4 protein-coding genes and 1 pseudogene are annotated in these 2,368 nt (G+C 37.2%); 2 read left to right on the top strand and 3 right to left on the bottom strand.

All coding sequences use genetic code 11. The features are described 5' to 3' along the window. Together B7692_RS11550 and B7692_RS11555 are read left to right on the top strand one after the other, a co-directional pair. Positions 1-222: pseudogene (locus B7692_RS11550) on the top strand (IS1182 family transposase); the annotation flags it as partial. A 26-nt stretch (positions 223-248) separates the two neighbouring features. Further along, positions 249-488, top strand: a complete 240-nt coding sequence (locus B7692_RS11555; protein WP_084930336.1) for a transposase — start codon at positions 249-251, stop codon at positions 486-488. 121 nt (positions 489-609) lie between these two features. On the opposite strand, the gene B7692_RS07305 is transcribed toward B7692_RS11555, so the two are convergent. The 3 genes from B7692_RS07305 to B7692_RS07315 form a co-directional block, all read right to left on the bottom strand. Then, positions 610-1,245, bottom strand: coding sequence for a GNAT family N-acetyltransferase (locus B7692_RS07305; protein WP_084930337.1), 636 nt, complete (start codon positions 1,243-1,245; stop codon positions 610-612). 134 nt (positions 1,246-1,379) lie between these two features. After that, positions 1,380-1,679: a DUF1827 family protein gene (locus B7692_RS07310; RefSeq protein WP_000767189.1), complete on the bottom strand. Its 300-nt coding sequence runs from the start codon at positions 1,677-1,679 to the stop codon at positions 1,380-1,382. Between the two features lie 58 nt (positions 1,680-1,737). After that, a complete protein-coding gene (locus B7692_RS07315; RefSeq protein ID WP_084930338.1) occupies positions 1,738-2,190 on the bottom strand; it encodes an NUDIX hydrolase in 453 nt (150 codons plus the stop codon). Positions 2,191-2,368: the final 178 nt, after the last annotated feature.

The raw sequence follows: 2,368 nt of genomic DNA on the forward strand, positions 1-2,368 counted from the left end.
GATGAACGTAAAATCCCGCGTCGTAAACTCAAGAAAGTCTTGCGTAAAGTCAAAGATGATTTTTCAGTACGTGCTGAAAAGTATGAGAAGTATCAGGAGACATTTGAAGGGCGTAACAGTTTTTCCAAAACCAATCCAGATGCCACTTTTATGCGAATGAAAGAAGACTATATGAAAAATGGCCAACTCAAGGCTGCTTATAATCTTCAAATCGCTACTGAAAGTAGCCCCTCAAAAGGGACTGTAGTATGAACGAACGCTATCAAAACTTGAAAGCTAAAGAATATCAGGCGCTTTTATCTCCCGAAGGAAGACAGATTTTCGCTCAACACAAGATTGATGTGGAACCTGTCTGTGGGCAGATAAAGGCTTGTTTGGGTTACAAGAGATGTAATCTGAGAGGGAAGCGTCAAGTGAGAATTGACATGGGATTGGTACTTATGGCCAATAACCTCCTCAAATACAATAAGAGAACGACTCAAAATTAAAAAGCTAGAGTTCCACAATTGGAAATCTCTAGCTTCTTTGTGGTTGAGAACTATTTTGTCTTAGGTTCTTTATAAATATGAATTATCTTTGTTTTGCTAATCTTAACTAATTGCTGGGCGGTTACGATTTATTCATTGTTTTTAAAAATGCCCAGTTACCAATTGATCTTGAACCGTATTCTAAGTCCATATGGTCCAGAAATACATAATCGTTTTTTTCGTAGAATGAGGCATTTCTTGCTGTGCTGGTAATGAGGCCCAAGTGTTTACAGCCTTTTGATTTGACATAAGGTTCAATCCCTTGTGTCAGAAAAGTACTGCCTATTCCACGCCCCTTACTTTCTATATTGACAGCTAAAGCCATCAAATACCAATCAAACTCCCCTGATTTTTCTAAATGCTTTTTGGAACGTTTTACAAAGTCAAAGTATTTAAGGAGATTTTGTGGTCGAATGTAGCGAAAAATGTTTGCCCCACCATTTCGTAGATAGGATAGTATACAGAAATCCTTTTGTTGCAAAAAGGCAACTGCAAGTAATTCTCCATCCTGTTCCGCAACTAAACAGTTTCCTTTTTGAATATAGACTCTAGTAAGCAGAATTTGCAATGTTTCTACAAAAGCAGGATAGGAGTCAGGTTTCTTCAAATCATCAGTTATAATCGTTAAAAAGGGATAGTCAAGAAAAGACTTGGCTAATAGTTTTCCAATTTTTTCGTATTCTTCAAGTCTTGCCTCTCGATATATCATGTCTCCCATGCTTGTCTCCTTTGTTAGCCATAAAACCATGAATGATAGGATTTCAAGATAAAAAAATGGAGATGATTTAAAAAGCAAGTTAGAACCCAACTCTGTGCTATAAGGTTCAATAGCTTTCAAATCTCTCCAAGATTTTATTTGGTCGGAATTGAAATTCCAATTAATTTTTCTGAATAGAGGGTTTTGATATTGGCCTCATCAATAGAGTCCTTATCAATTTTACGTTTCAAGAAAAATTCTTGAATAGCTTCGATTTCAGGTTCGCGGATAGCGCGGTGTTTGTTTGAGATGAGGATTTCATAGTGAAGCGGAGCTTGGGTAAAAATAACATCAGTATTTCCAGCAGAATAAACCTCAACAAGGGTTGCATCTGTACTTTCTAGCTGGCTTTTAACAAGTTGCGAGTGTGAGTTTGTCGTATTGATTAGCTTCATAACATTTCCTCCGATTTTCTAATTCTATTATAGCACTTTTTGAATAAAGTAGCTTGATTTAGTCAATCTTATGCTGTTTTTTCCAAGATTCAATAGCCCATTTATGGCTACCACGTTTGAGGTTTTCAATAGCCTCGTCAATAGGGAACCAGGCAATATGATTAAAGTCCTCTAGTGGCTTTTGCACTTCTTTGAAAGAAGTCGCTTCATAGAGGTAGGCAGGGTTGTAGTAGTAGGTGTCACGATGACGAGAGTAGAAATATTCGTCAGCTTGTCCGTAATAAGTACCAATTTCAGCTGTAAAGCCAAGCTCTTCAATCAATTCACGTTTTAGGGCTTCCTGATGGTTCTCACCAGCTTCAATTTCACCACCTGGTAGGAACCAAGCGCCATTGGGTGCTTGAACAAGAACAATTTGTTTTTGTTCAGCATCAGGGATAACTGCATATACTCCATAGCGTGAAACATAGTCTGTATTTGCTTTCTTTTCTCCGAAAGTTGGAGTTGCCATTGCATTTTCCTCATTATCTATTATCTTTATTATTATCTTAATGTACAAAGGCCAAGCTGTCAAGAACTTATAGTTATTTTAGTAAAAAGAGTCTGGGACAATAGTCCCTTATCTCCAAAAAAAACAACGGCAAATCCGTTGTTTCAGATTGAAGACAAACATCGTTTTAATGTTTGTC

Source organism: Streptococcus mitis (assembly GCF_002096925.1).
GTDB classification, from domain to species: domain Bacteria; phylum Bacillota; class Bacilli; order Lactobacillales; family Streptococcaceae; genus Streptococcus; species Streptococcus mitis_AF.

Coding starts and splice junctions, on each gene's coding strand:
- B7692_RS07315 (WP_084930338.1), bottom strand. CDS start 2,190: ATGGCAACTCCAACTTTCGGAGAAAAGAAAGCAAATACAGACTATGTT.
- B7692_RS07305 (WP_084930337.1), bottom strand. CDS start 1,245: ATGGGAGACATGATATATCGAGAGGCAAGACTTGAAGAATACGAAAAA.
- B7692_RS07310 (WP_000767189.1), bottom strand. CDS start 1,679: ATGAAGCTAATCAATACGACAAACTCACACTCGCAACTTGTTAAAAGC.
- B7692_RS11555 (WP_084930336.1), top strand. CDS start 249: ATGAACGAACGCTATCAAAACTTGAAAGCTAAAGAATATCAGGCGCTT.